A 15,529-nucleotide genomic window follows, 5' to 3' on the forward strand; every position below is an offset into this window, starting at 1 on the left:
GGGGCTTTTGATTCTATCATTTGAGGAAGAAAAATACCTGAAGTTCAATCTGTATATCTATTCCAGTCCCTCACCAACCTGAAGATATTCACTAATTGAAACCGGCGTGCCATCTTGAAGAAAACCTTCAATCCTGATCTCAAAGTCACCGGTTATGTCTGAAGTATAAAAATCTATGTTTTTTGATTCTATTCTTGGTATCCAAAGCAATTGATATCTGTAATCGGGTACCCTGGAAAGTTCCTCTGTTTTCGCCGTAATATATTCAGGAGAATAGTATTGCTTTTTTCTTTCAACAGGTTGTAGCTTCAATTCAAAACTGTTATCGGTATCTGAATAAGACGAATTTTTAGTTCTGATATCAAGTATTCCCTGGTAGAAAGCCGGACCATAATAATATTTGTCTACAAGGACACTAATGGATTCAACAGTATTAGGATTAAGATTATACACATCCATATGATCAGTAACAGCGATACCATCAACCAGGATAAGAGGAATTCCTCCGGTAGCATTAGGATTTTGAAAATCTGAGAGCTTAACTATCTTTTGATCGCCATCATTTTTAAAAGACACAAAATTTATGACCTCAACAAAGGTCTCGTTCATCGTATTGAACCTGGTGTAATCATCCAGAACATATCTGGTTGATTTATCTCCGTAGAATATATTTGAAGAAGAATAATTCAGAACCGAATCTGCTTTTACAGAGGCATAATATTGTTCGATCTGATGGTGAACTATCCTTTCACTTAACCTTTCTTCATTTAATTGATTGATGGGAATCTTTGAAAAGGACATCTGGCCAAAATCCATTTTCAGAGAATCCCGTCTTACCTTGTAGTTTTGATTATCCATAGCAACAACTTTAAGGCTTGCCGTAGAAAAATCTACCAGGTCTGAAACTTGAAAGTTAAATTTACCGTTTTCATCTGTGGAGTATATCCGGAATTTATCTGGCCTGTTAGGAACCGAAAACGTAAGATTCATCTTTTTATTTACCGGCTTATCATTCAGGTTCAAAATCTGACCGCTAATATGCTCACCTCGGTATTCCGGTAAACTATTAAAGCGGAAATCTCCTGAATTCTTATTAGTTAATTGAACTGTACTCACTGGTCTGGCAATAACCGTAGAACCAATTTTTCTTATGGAGATCGATAATCTGGACTTACTGATATCATCTTCTGAAAGACCTAGAGTCAAATTAATATTTTCCCTTTTTCCAACAGAATCGCTATTAAGTTTTACATCAAAAGGAGCAGAAACTTTTTGCTTTAAAACAGGTGAGGATGCCTTATTCATACCAACCTCAGCAAAAACCTTATCCTTTTCAAGTTTTAGGTATGGATTTATGATATAGATATCTCCCATAAAAACCCCGGGATCCTCGTAATTTTTCATCCAGTTAGTGTATCCAACCAGTTTATAACTTCCGGTTGCCAGGGAGGACGGGATTAGAAAATCTGAATAGGCAGCACCTGCCACCAGGTCTAAATTATGTTTAAAGACAATTTTTTCCTCTGAATCTAAGAGCATGACATGCGCGATCTTACTGATCTCGCTTGTTTCCATGTTCTTCTCTTTCAAATTGTATAATGCATACTTCAGGGTCTCCCCAGGCAAGAAAAATGAAGAATTATAATGAATATAAACCCTTTCAGCTTTTTCGAAAGGCTTGTCTATCAGTTGAGGCGATCTCTCTTGCGCCTGGATCAATTGTGAAATCAATAGGCAGGCAACTATTATAAATTTAAATATTTTGTTCATCTTATTCGGTCCAGAATTCTGGTTGCACATTAGTTCCAAAAAAATTACAGTTGACGCATCGGGCTGCAATTACGCTATAAACCCCGGGAGGATCCTCTCCAAATAACTCTACTTGATTTGTTTCAATAAGCTCTCTTAGCAAGTCCCTTTCTGGAAGGTAAGACTCACAAGGTCCATAATGGTATGGCCTGGGGTCCTCCTCCACATCAAAATAATCTGTATAATTAAAAAACAGTCTTTGTTCATCTACCGCGGCCGTTGTAAAAAAACCTATCACCCTCTCGGCAGAATTGGTCACAGCTTGAATGTTACCTTCAAGAAAGCCAGGCTGGTATTGAGAGAAAATATTTTCGGATTCAGATAAGTTCTTTAAGGTTGTATAAAAATCGTGGGCATCAGCAGATATCTTCAATTGTTTCACAAGAATACTATACCTGTAAGCGATTTTCGAATCTTCTTTGGAAATAAACCTTACCAGGTAATCGTTTACGTTATTTTCTGAAAGCTCGTTAGTATTCGAAAGTACTATCTCCTGGGAGGGCAGTGTGTTATAGCAAATATATTCCTCGTTTGCTTTGGGAACCACCTCGAATTCGTCATCCTCGTTGATGATAAGATCATTTAATATCCTGTATCTTGAGACGATCTTAAAGGTTTCCTCGAATTCATATTTGTAATAAGCACCCGGATCCTCGTCTGAAGAACTTACGACTATAGCTACTCCTGTATCTTCTCTTAGTTGGGCCCTGGTGCTTCTGATATTATCAATTAAGGTTTCCTCCTGGCCTACGACAGGATTAGATTGATAATTGCCATTTGCAGTACTAACTTCAAGGGAGTATTCTATTCCTTTTTTTGCACTGAAAGGAACCTGCGATAAGTAAACCCCGGCAGTATCCCTTTCAAAAATGAAAGTTTCTCCTGCAGAGGATGTTACCGAAACGCTAGCATCAGTTACTGGAGAGGGTTGATTTTCCTCAAGCCTATAACTGCGGCTTACTTTAATTTCCTGAATTTCTTCCTTATCGGTAATAATTCCTTCAATAACCAGAATACTTTCAAAATTCTCTGTAGCAAGCTCAATTTCATCTACGCAGGAACTCAGTAAGCCAAGAAGAACAAGGCAAACTGATATTTTGATATATATGAGGCTTAAGGATTTCAAATATTATCAGGATTAAATTAGCTTATAAAAATTAAACATTAGGTGATTATTCATTCTATTCTACCCAAAACTCTGGTTGTACGTTGGTTCCAAAAAAATTACAATCTACACATGGAGTAGGAATTACATAATAAATTGGAGGTAATAGACCTTGTGGTTCTTCTAAAAAATATTTTACCGCATTTTCGCTGAGTAAACCCTTAATTACATCGTAACTATCTGTAAAAGGTTCACAATCGTTCAGGTGAGAGGCTCTTACATCTATTAATGGGTCAAAATAATCTGTATAACTAAAAAACACACGCGCTTCATCTGTTGCAGCGGCACTAAAGATACCTATTACCTTTTCAGCATTACCTTCAACGGCCTGAATATTCCCGTTAATCAATCCTGGCTGGTATTGGGAGAAAATATTCTCAGATTCAGATAACTTCTTCAAAGTAGAGTAAAATGCGTGGGCATCTGCCGAGATCTTCATTTGCTTTACCAGCATACTATAACGGTATGACAATTTATAATTATCCCTGGCGATAAACTTTACCAGATAGTCATCAACGGTATTCTCTGAAAGTTCATTTGTTCCTGAAATAATAAGTTCTTGAGAAGGCAGAGTATTATAACAAATGTATTCTTCCCTGGTTTTATCTATCCTTTCCAGATTGCCATCTTCATTTATAATCAGGTCCCAGAGTTTTTCATAAGGAGAAACAATCTTATAGGTTTCTTCGTATTCATATTTATAAAAACTACCTGCATTATCATCTGAAGAACTAACCAAAATAGCTACCCCAGTATTTCCCTTAAATTCAGTTTTAGTAGTTCTTACCTCATCGATACCAGTTGGTTCCTGTCCTGAAATTGTTTCAGACCGATAAACGGAATTACCTGTGGTTACCTCAAGTTTATACTCCGTACCCGGAACGGCCCTGAATTCCACTTCAGAATGATATATACCCGGGGAGGCCTCGTAAAAGCGAATATCATTTCCACTAGAAGACTCTACTATCACCACGGCATTGCTTACTTCAGAAGATTGGTTTTCTTCAAGTCTGTAACTGCGGTTAATTTTGATCTCCTGGGTTGCTAATTCATCTGTGATCACCGCTTCCACAATAAGAATACTTTCAAAATTCTCTGTATCGAGTTCAAGTTCCTCTACACAGGAATTCAGTATTAATAAAAGCCCCGTAAAAAAGCTTAGTTTAAATGATATATTATTAAAAACCTTCAAAGGATATTAAAATTTAAAGTTATAAGTTATCGTAGGGATAGGCATGGCAAAGATGGAACTCTGGTATGCTTTCACCTCCCCGTTATCTGTAACAAAGAATACCGAATAAGGGTTATTTCTACCCAAAACGTTATAAATAGATATACTCCAGAAGCTATGTGCCAATTTTTCGATCTTGTGATTGCCCTCGGCATTAAAACTAAGGTCTAGACGATAATAATCTGGAATACGATATTGGTTACGATCACTATAGGCAACAAACTGAGAATTATTAAAATCATATTTCCCAATTGGGTAAGTCACAGGCCTTCCCGTCTGGTAAATGAAATTTGCTGAAAAGCTGAATCTCTCGGTTAATTTATAGTTCATAATCGCACTCAGGTCGTGAGGCTTATCGAAATTGGAAGGAAAAAACTCCCCGTTATTCACCCTTTGGGTAGGAAACTCACTATCCAGTTTAATAAAAGACCTGGAATAGGTATAGCTTAGCCAGCCATTAAGGTCTCCGAAATTCTTACGCAGTAAAAATTCTGCACCATAAGACTTTCCCTCTCCCTGAATGATCTCTGTTTCAATATTCTCGTTCATAAAAAGGGCCGCGCCCGTTTCAAAATCTATAATATCGTCGCTAAGCTTATAATAACCTTCTATACTTAACTCATACATATTATCATTGAAATTCTTGAAAAACCCAAGTGAGAACTGCTGCGCACGCTGAGGCTTGATATGAGTATCTGAAAGTTTATAGATATCGGTTGGAGATACCAGGGTATTATTAGATAAGGTATGAATGTACTGCATAGTGGAATTATATCCGCCTTTCACAGAGAAATCATCAAATATGGAATAACGCGCACCAAACCTGTATTCAAGTCCTGAATAGGTTTTCACATTTTCATTGTTTCCGAATTCCTGTGTGCCGGTTATACTATTCTCACTTTTAGGTGCATCATCAGAATAGAAATTTACCGTTGAAGGACCTAAAGCTGAAAAGGTTGAAAAACGCAATCCGGCATTTAAAAGGAACTTTTCTGAGATTTCAAATTGATCTGAAATGAATAAAGCCGATTCCAGGCCTTTCTCCCGGTTAAGAGTATTGTTTTCAATAATGGATTCGGCTCCTAGTGGACTCACACTTCCGGGTTGTATTTGGTACAATTTTGTTGACAAACCATAATTTAATTCATGATCCCTTCCCAATTTGTGATCCATATCCAGCCTTAATTTTGATTCGTTGATCTCAAAACTAGACACAAAGCTGTTATCGAACTCACTGTCATATTCAATATCGAATCCATAATCACTATTTGAGATATTTATAGAACCTTCCAGGTCGCTATTGAACCTATGATTAAATGTGCCTGAGAACATCATATTATTATAGGCATATAAAGAATCTGAAGTAATACTGAACTTATCCCTGCTATAATATCCCGTGATATTATAGTCATTATTGGCATCCACCTGATGGCTGTAATTTGCAATAAAATCATAGAACGAAGCTTCACTATTACTCAGGGATTCTTCATCCAGGGTATTAAGGATCCAGTCTGAATAGGTAGCCCTACCTCCAAGAATAAGTGAAGACTTATCCTTAACGATGGGTACCTCAAGTTCCAGGTTACCGGTTACCGGACCAATAGACCCTTCACCGGCAAGTTGCTTTGTATTTCCCTTTTTGGTCCTGATATCGAAAACCGAGGATAGTCTTCCACCGTATTTCGCAGGAATATTTCCTTTATAGATCTCTACGCTTCCAGTAGTAAAAGGATTTATAGCAGAAAAAACTCCAAAGAAGTGGTTAGGATTATAGATCACTCCATCATCCAGCAAGATAAGATTCTGGTCTTCCCTACCTCCACGAATATTAAAGCCCAGGGCACCTTCTCCCGCTTTTGAAATTCCCGGGAGGGTTGTAGCCGCCTTCAAAAGATCTCTTTCTCCAAGTACTAAAGGCATGGTTTTGATCCTCTGCACATCAATAACCGAAACACCTGTAAAGGCTTCTTTTATATTCCTATCAGACTTAGAATCGATAATCACCTCACTCAATTGTTCTAGGCTTTCCGAAAGAGTAAAATCCAGAGTTCCATCGTTATAAATCACTGCACGCTTTCTTACAATATCGTTCCCCAGCGTCCTCGCGATCAAAATATGAGGCCCGGCCTTTAGACGCAGGCTGTAATTCCCATTTACATCGGTTTGGGTTCCCTTGTTCTCACCTTCTACAAGAATTGCCACACTAGGTAAAGGACTTTGGTCTTTTTCATTCAACACTTTCCCGCTAAGGGTAAAATATTCGTTCCCTCGGGAATCTGACTCCTTCCCTATCTTATGCGTAGTGATCTCTCTCGCGTTCTCATTTTCTTCAAGGAAAAATGGAATATTCTCTTCATTGATATTTTCAGGTCTCTCCTCAGGGGCCTCTCTTACTTCTGTCTGAAATGAAAAGTCCTTATGAACAATATTGTTTTCAGTAATAATGATGCGATCATCAAGGATATAATAATTAAGTACAGTCTCCTCCAGAATCTCAGACAATATTTCTTCCAAAGGTCTATCCTGGAATTTTTTTGAAATTCTCTTATCAGGAATCCAGTCCTTCAGAAAGAAGAACTTAAAGTCTGAATTTTCTTCAATAAGCCTAAAGATTTCATCAAGCCTGGTGTTTTCGAATTCCAGATCCATACTCTCCGTTTCCTGCGAAGATGAGTAGAAGAATGAAAAAAAACAGATGATTAAAATTAATACTCTTTTCATTTAATTCAGATTCTTAGTTGTTGAGCATTCAAATTCCTCTACTAGTTTTCCAAGATCTCTAAGAAATATTTCATAATTGGATCTTCTTTGAGACCGGTTAGACCTAAAAAATTCATTTAATTGATCTTTATAGCCAGGATATTGATCCTTGAGGTTTGATAGGCTAGGTTCAAAAAAACCTTTCGAGGTAGAAAGAAAATATTCTGTAGATAATTTTTCAAACTCATAATAAACTACGCTACGATCTCTTTTATCAAGTGGTTTTGTACGATCTTTTTTGTAGATCTTGAGGCAATCATATTCATAAAGGACTTCATAGAATCCAGGAGTTTTGCCACTTTCAGTAGATCCCAGTTTTTCGAATTTATGTTCTCCTATGTTGAATGAGTCTACCAGTTCTGAGATTAATTCAATAATAAATACTTCATCACCAGACCTTTTTATGGTGGCAATTAGTTTATCCTGGTAGATATCATACCTAAGCAGAATATTATAAAACTCCTCATGGTCATAAACCAGGCTAGCCGATTGGAATTCCCTCCCGTTAAAATAAGGATGTTTTTCATTTATGGTCCTGAAATCCTCACGGTAGGCAATACCGTTTAGAATTGAAAGGTTCTTATAACCTTGTATGGAATCCAGCTTTGCAAAGAATGCTCGGTTTTCGGGTGAAGACTGGGAATATAATGCACTCAGGAAAAGAAAAAAACACAGGCTAAGGTAAAATTGTTTCATAGAGGTATACTGCAAGCCGAAAGACGGCCAGAATTTAGATTTCAAGGTTTCGAATGTAATAATTACCTGAGTACCTGCAAATAAATAATTCTTAAAAAATTTAGATCAAACTTTAAAGACCTTTCCTTAATGATGAGATATGGTATAAAATAAACAAGATTATTACCTAAATTTAACAAAGGAAGAAATTTACCTCTTAGACCTATTTTGGATCCTGTAAATTCGAAACAAAAAGTTCACCTACCTAAGAGGAGCTCTATATTGCAGAAATTTAGAACCTCTTTCTTCCTGATTTAAAATTAATTAGCTACTTTTTTAATCTGAAAAATGGTTGCCATGAAAAAATTACTTCTCATATTCTGTATAATCGCCATTGGCTGTAAAACAGATAAGAACAAAGAAATTAAAGACTTATCCACTACCCAGGAGAAAAAAGTAGAAATCAATAAAATTTTAATTGAAAAACCCGAGGATGTAATTGAACCGGAGGGTATGCGATGGGTTTCCGGAGTAAACTTTACCATGGGTGCAGATAATTCAGATGAACTGGCCCTACCCAGGGAACGTCCCGCTCATCCGGTGGCTGTAGATGGTTTCTTTATAGACATTACGGAGGTAACCAATGAACAATTCAAGGAATTCGTAGATGAAACAGGATATATAACTGTTGCAGAACGACCTATAGACTGGGATGAACTAAAAAAACAGGTACCACCCAATACTCCGAGACCACATGATAGTTTATTGCGACCCGGCTCTCTCGTCTTTAAAAAAGACCTTGAAGCTATTTCTGAATATAACTATTCACAATGGTGGGAATGGAAGGTCGGGGCGAATTGGAAACATCCTGAAGGCCCTGGCAGTGATATTAAAGGTAAAGACAATTTTCCTGTAGTGCATATTTCATTTGAAGATGCCCAGGCCTATTGCAAATGGGCAGGAAGACGCTTGCCAACCGAAGCCGAGTGGGAAGCTGCCGCACATGGAAAGAGACCCGGTGGAATTTATACCTGGGGTAATGACGAGAAAGAACTGAACTATCTTGCCAACACCTGGCAGGGAGAGTTTCCTCTAAAAAATGAACCAGAAGACGGGTATAAATATGCCGCCCCTGTAAAATCATTTCCTGCAAACAGCCTTGGATTATATGATATGGCCGGGAACGTTTGGGAATGGACGCAGGATTGGTATGATGAGTTATATTATGAGAAACTTATCCAAAATGGTAAGGCGGTTAATCCCCAGGGACCCGAAAAACCTTATAATCCAGTAAACCCTTACGAAAAAGAAAAAGTCATTAAAGGGGGTTCTTTTCTTTGCAATAAATCTTATTGCGCGAGTTACAGGATCACTGCACGAATGCCACAGGCACTGGATTCAGGTTCAGATCATTTAGGATTTAGAACAGTAGCCACAGTTGAAATGCTCGAAGCTGAAAAGTAAAGGACCTTTAATTTATACCATGAAAAATTTAAGTATCGCTTTGCTAATAGGCATCTGTACGCTGTTGAGTTGTAAATCGCAATTGAACGATCCAATCGAAACTTCTATGGGAGATAATTCAAAAACCTCGTTAGACTGGAACGGCACCTATTATGGAATGCTGCCATGTGCCAATTACCTGGATATGTCTATTCCATATGCGGCCGGCTCCATTTATAGTACGGTCGAGGATCTGTATACCTGGCATAAGGCGTTACTGAATAATGAATTAATTTCTGAAGCTTCTAAAGAATTGATGTTCAAAGCTCATAAACAAATGGGACCTCAGGCTGCAGGTTATGGCTGGTTCGTAGGCCATCAGAAATTTGGCCAGGAGACAGATTCAGTATTTACAACTGTGCATAGTGGTGGAATAAATGGTTACAGCTCCCTGATCACCAGGATTCCGGAAGATGATGCTGTGATCGTCCTTCTGAATAATACCGGCGGAAAACCTCTTAATAGTATAACCGAAGCCATTGGTAGAATTCTATACGATCAGGATTATCAAATGCCAAAAAGATCTGTCGCCATGGCACTGGATTCTGAAATTTCTGAAAATGGATTAGAAGCCGCAATGGATAGATATGCTGAAATAAAGGATTCTGAAGAATATGAATTAAACGAAGGTCAGATGAATTCCCTGGGATATGACTATTTAAGAAATGGCAAAATAGAATTGGCTATAGAAATATTCCAATTAAATGTTAAGGCCTTTCCAGAATCAGGAAATGTTTACGATAGCCTTGGTGAAGCCTATCTAGAAAATGGAAAAACAGAGCTTGCCCTTAAGAACTATAAAAGATCCTTAGAAATAGATCCTTCTAATACTCATGCAGAAGAAGTCATTAAGGACCTGGAAAATAAAACGGAATAAAAACTCTATTTATAAGGCACAAAACGTCCGGGAGTTCTGAATTTGAACTTCCGGACGTTTCTTTCTACACAACTCCTCCGCTAAAAGGGAGCCGGTGGATTAGCTGTTAGCATTTCGGGCACGGTCTTTTTCCCATCCTTAAAAGGGCCAGGCGTGTAGGTTCTGGCCGTTAAGATAAAAACCAGTAATGCAATGGCTGTAATTAGAAAGAACTTAAACAGGAGACTAATAATGTTAATATCAGTAACCGTTTGGTCAATCAATTTGATCTGGCGCAAAAAAAGTCTCATATAGTGTGATTTATCAGTAATCAGATTACTGTAGGTTCTAAATCCAGCTATTATAAGTAGGGGTATGCTTTGGGTATGTGCAATTTAATGAGACTTTCAGCTTAAATTAAGAGCAGGTCTAAATAGTTTTTAACCAGGATATTAACAAATTAACATAATCATGATGATTCAATTTTGAACTGTTATTTCAAATTGCGACAAGTTTAGAAAACGATAACCCCTGGAACAATGGTCCCAGGGGTTTATCATTCAAATTCAGAAATTGAAAATTTCCTCAACTATTTTTAAGTGCAGCCTGAGCCGACGCAATACGCGCAATCGGAACCCGGAATGGCGAACAACTCACATAGTCCATACCTGCTTTATAACAGAATTCTATAGAGGAGGGTTCCCCACCATGTTCCCCGCAGATACCTATCTTAAGGTCTGGTTTGGTGCTTCTTCCTTTCTCTATTCCTATCCTGATCAATTGTCCTACACCCTCCTGGTCTATGGCCTCGAAAGGATCTCCTGCAAGTAGCCCTTTTTCGTAATATACCGGCAAGAATTTACCAACATCATCTCGGGAGTACCCAAATACCATCTGGGTAAGGTCATTGGTACCAAAGGAAAAGAACTCTGCATGTTTCGCAATTTCATCAGCGGTTAGTGCCGCTCTGGGAATTTCGATCATAGTTCCAACCAGGTATTCGACTCTGCTTTCTCTTTCAGTGAAAACAGTTTCTGCGACTTCTCTAATTATTTGTTCCTGAAGAATAAACTCTTTCACTGTTCCCACCAGGGGCACCATAATTTCAGGTTTCACTTCGATACCTTTTTCTTTCAGGTTTAAAGCGGCTTCAAAAATTGCCCGGGCCTGCATTTCTGTGATTTCCGGATAGGTATTACCTAAACGGCAACCACGATGGCCAAGCATAGGATTGAATTCCTTAAGCTCATCTACCTTGTTCTTCACCTGTTTTACCGAAATATGCATTTCCCGGGCCAGTTCCTTTTGTTGTGAGAGCTCATGAGGTACAAATTCATGAAGTGGCGGATCCAGCAACCTAATGGTAACCGGCTGTCCCTGCATGGCTTCAAAAATACCTTCAAAATCTGTCCTTTGCATTGGAAGTAATTCCTTCAAGGCTCTTCTTCTACCATTAGTCGTTTCAGCCAGGATCATTTCACGCATAGCTTTTATTCTTTCATGCCCAAAGAACATATGTTCAGTCCTGGTTAATCCTATTCCACATGCACCAAAATTCCTGGCGGTAACAGCATCTTTGGGAGTATCTGCATTTGTTCTCACTTTCATGCTGGCAAACTGATCTGAAATTTCTAGCAATTCTGCCAGATCTTCACTTAGTTCAGGTTCTACCGTTGCTACTTTTCCTTCCAGGATATTTCCCGTGCTGCCATTCAAGGAGATCCAGTCTCCCTCGTGGTATTCCTTTTTACCTGCCTTCATAGACCGGTTCTTGTAATCTATGCTTAACGAACCTGCTCCAGAAACACAGCATTTTCCCATACCACGAGCTACCACGGCCGCATGCGAGGTCATTCCACCACGAGCTGTAAGGATTCCTTTAGCGATGTTCATTCCTTCAAGATCTTCTGGAGAAGTTTCGGTACGCACCAGAATAGAATTCTTGAATTTATAGGCTTCATCTGCAAAGAATACGATCTGGCCGGTGGCCGCTCCCGGAGATGCAGGAAGACCCTGGGCAATTACGTGAGCTTTTTCCAAAGCATCCTTATCGAAAACAGGATGCAGCAATTCGTCTAGTTTCATAGGCTCAATGCGCAATATTGCTTCTTTTTCAGAAATCTTCCCTTCTTTAAGAAGATCTACCGCGATCTTGATCATAGCGGTACCGGTACGTTTACCATCCCTGGTCTGGAGGATCCATAACCTTCCCTCCTGTATGGTAAATTCCATATCCTGCATGTCCCGGTAATGATCTTCTATTTTTTGCTGATATTCATCCAGTTCTTTATACAGTGATGGAAGAAGTTCCTCTAAGGAAGGATATTTTTCAAATCTTTCCTTTTCATCCACCCTGGCCAGTTTAGCCCATCGCTGGGACCCCATTTTGGTTATTTGCTGAGGTGTTCTCACACCGGCCACAACGTCCTCTCCCTGAGCATTCATAAGGTATTCTCCGTTAAATACATTTTCTCCACTACCTGCATCCCTGGTGAAACAAACCCCGGTGGCAGAATTCTCTCCCATATTTCCAAACACCATCGCCTGCACATTTACCGCGGTTCCCCAATTAGAAGGATAACCATGCATATTTCTGTAATAAACGGCTCTTTTACCATTCCAGCTGTTGAAAACCGCCATGGTAGCATTCCAGAGTTGTTCCCATGGATCATCCGGGATATCTTCTCCTGTACTTTTTCTCACGAGGACCTTAAAATCACGAACCAGTGCCTTAAGATCTTCTACGATAAATTCAGTATCCAGTTCTATATTTCGTTTCTCTTTTAACTCCTCTATGATCTGCTCAAAACCATCATTATCTTCTTTATTTTCCGGCTTCATTCCTAAAACCACACTTCCATACATTTGAATAAATCTTCGGTAAGAATCCCAAACGAAACGTTCGTTTCCCGTTTTTTTGATCAAACCCTCAACGGTCTCATCATTTAGACCGAGATTAAGGACCGTATCCATCATACCAGGCATGGATTTTCTTGCACCCGAACGTACTGAAAGCAGTAAAGGATTCTCCTTATCACCATAAGAAGTGCCCATGATCTTTTCGATATGGCGCACTCCATCCTCAACTTCAGGTCTTAAGATTTCTATCAATTCGTCCCTTCCTTTCTGATTATATTCCGTGCACACTTCTGTAGTGATCGTAAAACCGGGAGGAACAGGAATTCCAATTCTGCTCATTTCGGCAAGGTTGGCTCCTTTCCCACCTAAAAGATTCTTCATCTCCTTAGTTCCGTCGGCCGTTTTATTCCCAAATCTGAATATCCTGGCCTTTGTATTTATTGCTGTTTCCATAATGCTAATTATTTGAATGAAAAGAGATATTGCTGGATTGAAATTAGGGAAGAATAGCTTTAATAATTATGACAAAAATCATCTAAAAGATTATTTATCAATGGTCTAAAGGACCTGTAGCTTTGATAAATTCAATGGCCAGATGATGGAAAAAGGCAAACAACCTGATCTCTATAATCTTGATTTTCAGAAAGGGTGTTTATTCTTTAGTTTTTCTTTAGGAAGCTTGAAATATTAAAATTTTACATTTGAAAGACCATTATTCGAATGAATAAATTGCCTTATTCAAATCTAATGTACCAAATGACTTACCTCAAGTTCAATTTTAAATCTCCTGGATGGGCTGCGATTCTAGGGTTCTGGCTGATTTCCTGTCAGTTCATATTCGCCCAGGACACCAATGAAACCCCTCCGGAAGTTGGAACAACACAAAAGGCAGGGGATTTCATCCTGTTCGCCCTTCCTGCCGCAACTCTGGCTTCTACTTTTATAGTTGAAAAGGGTAAACCAAAGGGCGCCTGGCAGTTTACCAAGGGGCTTATCCTTACCGAAGCGGTCACCTATGGATTGAAATTTGGAATTAATAAACAAAGGCCAGACCAAAGCGACGATAATGCGTTTCCGTCAGGGCATACCTCAACGGTTTTTCATAGTGCCGGTTTTATTCACAGAAGATATGGGTTTAAATATAGCCTGCCGGCTTACGCCCTTGCGGGATTTACCGGTGCAAGTAGAATAGACTCTAAAAAACATGATATCCTTGATGTCCTCGCCGGAGCAGCAATAGGTTTAGGCAGTAACTTACTTTTTACTACCGAATATCAGCAAGAGCATATGCAGATAACCTTTAGCAGTGGTGATGGAAACTATTTACTGGGCTATACCTATAATTTTTGACCTATGAGAAAAACCTTAATTGATTTCATATCAAGTATCAGGAATTTCCTGATAGAAAAATTTAAGGCTTATGATGAAAAACTGCCTTACATAATTTTTGTAGTGATTGCACTCATCATAGTTGTTGCCAGCATTAACCTGTTTATTGAACTTACAGACACGTTACATACAGACATGCTAGCTAATGTGGATGATCAGGTAACAAATTACGTGATCTCATATCGCACCCCGGCGCTAACTGAATTTTTCATTTTTATGACCGATGTTGGAGACCTTTATGGATACCTCATTGTACTCACTCTTTATTTTCTAATATCAAGATTGATCTTTAAAAGATGGAAATATGTATTGCAAACTTTTCTGGTTTTGATCCTTGCTTCTGTCTCGAATATGATGTTGAAACGTTTTATTAACCGGGCCAGACCAGGTATAGAACACATGGTTTCGGTTGAAACTTTAAGCTACCCCAGTGGTCATGCCATGAGTGCCATGGCATTTTACGGCTTCCTGATCTATTTATGTAGCAGGTTCAAGATCAATAAATATCTGAAAGCAGGTCTTATTACGCTGCTTGTTTTTATTATCCTGAGCATAGGGACAAGCAGGATCTATTTAGGAGTACATTACCCATCAGATATTGCAGGCGGCTATATTGCCGGTTTAATATGGATTGTCTTTTGTATTCTAATTTTCAACCTGATAGAAATATTCCGGAGAGATCCCAAAACTTAAAATCAGCATAATAAAAAACCCGTAAATCTAACGACTTACAGGTTTAAAAGTAGCCTCACCAGGAATCGAACCTGGATCTAAAGTTTAGGAAACTTCTATTCTATCCATTGAACTATGAGGCCAACTGCGAACAAAAATAAGCGGTTTCTGCCAGATATTAAAAACCCTGTTAGGAAAGTTCAATTTTTACTTTTCAAATACAAAACTTAACTTGAAACCAGTATAAATATATCTTTTATGAAATATTCTTCAGCGATCATAATCAGCTTTTTACTATTAATTTCTACCGCCTGTGGAACATCCAGATCTGATGAGGATAATTCTTACTCTGGAACTATCCAACCTGCCGGTATCACTAGTTATCAATATGGAACCCATATTTTAAAAGCCGAAAATACCTTCTACGCACTTAAAAGTGATAATATAGAATTAGGAGATTATGAAGGTGAAAAAGTAAGCCTCCAGGCTGAAAAGGTTGAAGGCTATCCGGTAGACGGCGGTCCTGTTTACCTCAACGTTACTAAGATCAATGAATGAGCGGGGATGTTCTGCATAATGCATATCTTTAGGCTTTAAATTAAGCCTGAAA

12 protein-coding genes and 1 tRNA gene are annotated in these 15,529 nt (G+C 38.6%); 5 read left to right on the forward strand and 8 right to left on the reverse strand.

Annotation, left to right across the window (positions count from 1 at the left end; translation table 11 throughout):
- Window positions 1-57: 57 nt before the first annotated feature.
- The 5 genes from G3I01_RS04120 to G3I01_RS04140 are packed head-to-tail and all read right to left on the reverse strand — an operon-like array spanning window position 58 to window position 7,661.
- The gene (locus G3I01_RS04120; RefSeq protein WP_219551326.1) at window positions 58-1,770 is read right to left on the reverse strand and encodes a hypothetical protein; all 1,713 of its coding nucleotides are present in this window, start codon (window positions 1,768-1,770) and stop codon (window positions 58-60) included.
- 1 nt (window position 1,771) lies between these two features.
- The gene (locus G3I01_RS04125) at window positions 1,772-2,935 is read right to left on the reverse strand and encodes a DUF4249 domain-containing protein (protein WP_219551328.1); all 1,164 of its coding nucleotides are present in this window, start codon (window positions 2,933-2,935) and stop codon (window positions 1,772-1,774) included.
- 55 nt (window positions 2,936-2,990) lie between these two features.
- The gene (locus G3I01_RS04130) at window positions 2,991-4,166 is read right to left on the reverse strand and encodes a DUF4249 domain-containing protein (protein ID WP_219551330.1); all 1,176 of its coding nucleotides are present in this window, start codon (window positions 4,164-4,166) and stop codon (window positions 2,991-2,993) included.
- Window positions 4,167-4,172: 6 nt separating this feature from the next.
- Window positions 4,173-6,926 carry a TonB-dependent receptor gene (locus tag G3I01_RS04135; RefSeq protein ID WP_219551332.1) on the reverse strand — a complete coding sequence of 918 codons (2,754 nt, stop codon included), beginning with the start codon at window positions 6,924-6,926 and terminating at the stop codon, window positions 4,173-4,175.
- Complete coding sequence (locus G3I01_RS04140) at window positions 6,927-7,661, reverse strand: hypothetical protein (RefSeq protein ID WP_219551334.1); 735 nt, start codon at window positions 7,659-7,661, stop codon at window positions 6,927-6,929. It abuts the gene before it with no gap.
- A 336-nt stretch (window positions 7,662-7,997) separates the two neighbouring features.
- On the opposite strand from G3I01_RS04140, the gene G3I01_RS04145 reads away from it, so the two are divergent.
- Together G3I01_RS04145 and G3I01_RS04150 are read left to right on the forward strand one after the other, a co-directional pair.
- Window positions 7,998-9,104 carry a formylglycine-generating enzyme family protein gene (locus tag G3I01_RS04145; protein WP_219551336.1) on the forward strand — a complete coding sequence of 369 codons (1,107 nt, stop codon included), beginning with the start codon at window positions 7,998-8,000 and terminating at the stop codon, window positions 9,102-9,104.
- Between the two features lie 19 nt (window positions 9,105-9,123).
- Complete coding sequence (locus G3I01_RS04150) at window positions 9,124-10,020, forward strand: serine hydrolase (protein WP_219551338.1); 897 nt, start codon at window positions 9,124-9,126, stop codon at window positions 10,018-10,020.
- 80 nt (window positions 10,021-10,100) lie between these two features.
- Here the strand turns inward: G3I01_RS04150 and G3I01_RS04155 are convergent, their stop codons facing one another.
- Complete coding sequence (locus G3I01_RS04155; protein WP_219551340.1) at window positions 10,101-10,310, reverse strand: hypothetical protein; 210 nt, start codon at window positions 10,308-10,310, stop codon at window positions 10,101-10,103.
- Window positions 10,311-10,584: 274 nt separating this feature from the next.
- The gene (gene ppdK / locus G3I01_RS04160; RefSeq protein ID WP_219551342.1) at window positions 10,585-13,311 is read right to left on the reverse strand and encodes a pyruvate, phosphate dikinase; all 2,727 of its coding nucleotides are present in this window, start codon (window positions 13,309-13,311) and stop codon (window positions 10,585-10,587) included.
- A 303-nt stretch (window positions 13,312-13,614) separates the two neighbouring features.
- On the opposite strand from ppdK, the gene G3I01_RS04165 reads away from it, so the two are divergent.
- Together G3I01_RS04165 and G3I01_RS04170 are read left to right on the forward strand one after the other, a co-directional pair.
- Window positions 13,615-14,208 carry a phosphatase PAP2 family protein gene (locus G3I01_RS04165; protein ID WP_219551344.1) on the forward strand — a complete coding sequence of 198 codons (594 nt, stop codon included), beginning with the start codon at window positions 13,615-13,617 and terminating at the stop codon, window positions 14,206-14,208.
- A 3-nt stretch (window positions 14,209-14,211) separates the two neighbouring features.
- On the forward strand, window positions 14,212-14,940 hold the full coding sequence (locus tag G3I01_RS04170) for a phosphatase PAP2 family protein (protein ID WP_219551346.1): 729 nt from the start codon (window positions 14,212-14,214) through the stop codon (window positions 14,938-14,940).
- Between the two features lie 50 nt (window positions 14,941-14,990).
- Here G3I01_RS04170 and G3I01_RS04175 read toward each other — a convergent pair.
- Window positions 14,991-15,062: transfer RNA gene (locus G3I01_RS04175), tRNA-Arg, on the reverse strand.
- 115 nt (window positions 15,063-15,177) lie between these two features.
- On the opposite strand from G3I01_RS04175, the gene G3I01_RS04180 reads away from it, so the two are divergent.
- Entirely contained in the window at window positions 15,178-15,477 is a 300-nt protein-coding gene (locus tag G3I01_RS04180) for a hypothetical protein (RefSeq protein WP_219551348.1), read from the forward strand.
- Window positions 15,478-15,529 lie beyond the last annotated feature (52 nt).

Source organism: Gramella sp. MT6 (genome assembly GCF_019357415.1).
Classification (GTDB): domain Bacteria; phylum Bacteroidota; class Bacteroidia; order Flavobacteriales; family Flavobacteriaceae; genus Christiangramia.